The organism is Phenylobacterium sp. (assembly GCF_044371015.1).
Lineage (GTDB): Bacteria > Pseudomonadota > Alphaproteobacteria > Caulobacterales > Caulobacteraceae > Phenylobacterium.
The window spans coordinates 1-3076 of the sequence record NZ_JBILUK010000312.1; the positions used below are offsets into that span (position 1 = coordinate 1).

Below are 3076 nucleotides of genomic sequence, written 5' to 3' on the forward strand. Positions count from 1 at the left end.
CACCGAAGCCGACCTCCACGCCACGGTCTTCCCGCACCCGACCATGAGCGAGGCCATGCACGAGAGCGCCCTCGACGCCTACGGCAAGGTGCTGCACATCTGAGTGAGCGGCTACTCCGCGTCGACAATCCGCTGCAGCGCCACGTAGTCGGTCTTGCCGGTGCCCATGACGGGGATCTCGGGCACCTTCAGAATGCGGCGGGGCACGGCGATCTCGGGGGCTCCGACCGACTTGGCGTAGGCCACGATCTGGGCTGCATCGGCGTCCTGCCGGTCGGTGACCAGCACCAGACGCTCGCCCTTCTTCGAATCGGGCTGGGCGACCACGGCGTGCCGCGAGTCGGGCCACACCGCCGACGCCAGGTCTTCAGCGGCGGTCAGCGACACCATCTCGCCGCCGACCTTGGCGAAGCGCTTCACCCGACCGAGGATCTTGAGCCACTTGTCATCGCTGATCGACACCACGTCGCCGGTGTCGTGCCAGCCGCCCTCCGGCGGGGTGACGCTGCCGTCGGCGTTCAGATAGCCGGCCATGATGTTGACGCCGCGCACCAGCAGCTTGCCGCCGCCGGTGATGCCTTCCACCGGCTCCAGGCGGGTCTCGATGCCGGGCAGGAGACCGCCGACCGTGCCCACGCGATTGTCGTTCGGCTTGTTGACCGCGATCACGGGCGAGGCCTCGGTCGCGCCGTAGCCCTCCAGCAGCGGGATCGGGCCGAACTTCTCGGTGATCAGCTTGTGGGTCTCGTCCCGCACCTTCTCGGCCCCACAGACCACGAACTTCAGGCCCGCGAGCTCGTCGGGCTCAGCCGACCGGGCGTACTGGTTCACGAAGGTGTCGGTGGCGAACAGGATGTCGGCCTTGGTGTCCTTCACCATCGGCGGAATCTGTTTGATGTGCAGCGGCGAGGGGTACTGGACGGCCTTCATGCCCCCCAGGATCGGCAGCAGGAAGCCGCCGGTGAGCCCGAAGACGTGGAAGATCGGCAGCGGGTTGAAGAACACCCAGTTCCGGTCGAAATCGATGTGGGCGAGGATCTGGCGGACATGGCCCAGCAGGTTCTCCTGGCTCAGCACCACGCCCTTCGGGACGCCGAAACTGCCGGACGTGAACAGGATGACGCCGGGATCGGAGAGCGACGTCGCCGTGCGGAACCGGCTCGGCATGGCGCCCGCCGCCGCCGCATAGAGCCGGTCGGGCAGCCCGATCTTCTTACGAACGTCCTCCAGGTAGACGACGTTGGTGATGCTCTCCAGAGCGTCGATCAGGTCGTGCAGTTTGCCCTGTTCGACGAAGCGGTGCGAGGTGAGCACCGTCTTGATGCCCGCCAGCTCGCAGGCGCCGCGCAGGTTACGGATGCCGGAGGTGAAGTTGAGCATGGTCGGCACGCGACCGAAGGCGTGCAGCGCGAAGAAGGTGACGACGCCTCCATTGCTGGACGGCAGCATCACGCCCACCCGCTCACCTTTTGCGGTGAAGCCCGCGATCTTGCGGCCCAGCGCGAAGGCGGCGCGGATCACGTCGAGATAGGAGAGCGGATTGCGCTCCTGATCCTCCAGGATCGGCTTCTTGGAGCCGTGTTCCTTGGCCGCCGCCACCAGAGCGTCGAAGATCGAAGACTGCGCCGGGGCGCTGTCGAATGCGGCCAAGGGCCCGCCTCCCATATTCTGTCGTTGGGCTGGAACGTAGTGATCCGCAGCCGTGCTGAAAAGATCGGACACGATGCGTGAGCGGAGCCCGCCGCACTTGGCCCCCGCGCCGACGCGCTCTAGAGAACCCCGGTTCTCCCCCCGCAAGCGGCGCCCATGCACGATATCCGAGCCATTCGCGAGACCCCTGACGTCTACGAGCGCGCGTGGTCGGCGAAGGGGTCCGCAGGCCGGGTGGCCGAGATCCTGGCGCTGGATGCCCAGCTGCGCGCCGCCCAGACCGCCGGTCAGGCGGCGCAGGCCGAACGCAACGACGCCTCCAAGCAGATCGGCCAGGCCAAGGCCCGCAAGGACGAAGCGGCGGCCCAGGCGCTGATGGCGCGCGTCGACGCGCTGAAGGGCGTGCTGACCGAACAGGCCGAGGCCGAGCGGATGGCGGGCGAGGCGTTGAAGGACATCCTCTCGTCGCTGCCCAACATCCCGGCGCCGGACGTGCCGCCGGGCGCGGATGAGCACGACAATGTCGAGGTGCGCCGCTGGGGCGAACCGTTCGCGATCCAGAACCCCAAGGACCATGTCGATCTCGGCGAGGCCCTGGGGCTCATCGATTTCGAAGCCGCCGCGCGGATGAGCGGCGCGCGCTTCACGGTGCTGAAGGGCCAGATGGCGCGGCTGGAGCGGGCGCTCGGCCAGTTCATGCTCGACATGCAGACCCAGGAGCACGGCTATCTGGAGGTCTCGCCGCCGCTGTTGGTCAACGATGCGGCGGCTTATGGCACCGACAAGCTGCCCAAGTTCGGCGACGACCTGTTCCGGACGACGGATGGCCGTTGGCTGATTCCGACCGCCGAGGTGCCGCTCACCAGCCTGGTGATGGGCCAGCTGGTGGCCGAGGAAGAGCTGCCGATGCGCTTCACGGCCCTGACCCCGTGCTTCCGCTCGGAGGCCGGCGCGTCGGGACGGGATACGCGCGGGATGATCCGACAGCATCAGTTCATGAAGTGCGAGCTTGTGTCGGTGGTGACCCCCGAAGCGTCCGAGGCCGAGCATGAGCGGATGGTGGGGTGCGCCGAGGCGGTGCTGAAGCGGCTGGAGCTGCCGTTCCGCACCATGCTGCTCTGCGTCGGCGACATGGGGTTCGGCGCGCGCAAGACCTATGACCTTGAGGTCTGGCTGCCGAGCCAGGGCAAGTACCGCGAGATCAGCTCCTGCTCGAACTGCGGCGACTTCCAGGCCCGTCGCATGGACGCCCGCGCCAAGAAGGCTGGCGAGAAGGGATCGCGGTTCGTCCACACGCTGAACGGCTCGGGCCTCGCCGTGGGCCGCACCCTGGTGGCGATCCTCGAGAACTATCAGGACGAGAACGGCCGCATCGCCATCCCCCAGGCCCTGCACCCCTACATGCCGGGCGTGACGCACATCGGGG

The 3076-nt window shown here is 67.8% G+C and carries 3 protein-coding genes; 2 read left to right on the plus strand and 1 reads right to left on the minus strand.

Annotated elements, in window-relative coordinates:
• Positions 1–103 (plus strand): hypothetical protein (locus tag ACIQ3R_RS16830; protein ID WP_397420009.1); only part of this gene is annotated, 103 nt, incomplete at its 5' end.
• Between the two features lie 8 nt (positions 104–111).
• On the opposite strand, the gene ACIQ3R_RS16835 is transcribed toward ACIQ3R_RS16830, so the two are convergent.
• The gene (locus tag ACIQ3R_RS16835) at positions 112–1665 is read right to left on the minus strand and encodes an AMP-binding protein (protein ID WP_397420007.1); all 1554 of its coding nucleotides are present in this window, start codon (positions 1663–1665) and stop codon (positions 112–114) included.
• 141 nt (positions 1666–1806) lie between these two features.
• On the opposite strand from ACIQ3R_RS16835, the gene serS reads away from it, so the two are divergent.
• Positions 1807–3076, plus strand: a 1270-nt coding sequence (gene serS, locus ACIQ3R_RS16840; protein ID WP_397420008.1) for a serine--tRNA ligase, incomplete at its 3' end; no start/stop codon positions are given.

What these genes read in the sequence shown, in the direction of transcription:
- ACIQ3R_RS16835 (WP_397420007.1), bottom strand. Translation starts at nt 1,665, where the DNA reads ATGGGAGGCGGGCCCTTGGCCGCATTCGACAGCGCCCCGGCGCAGTCT.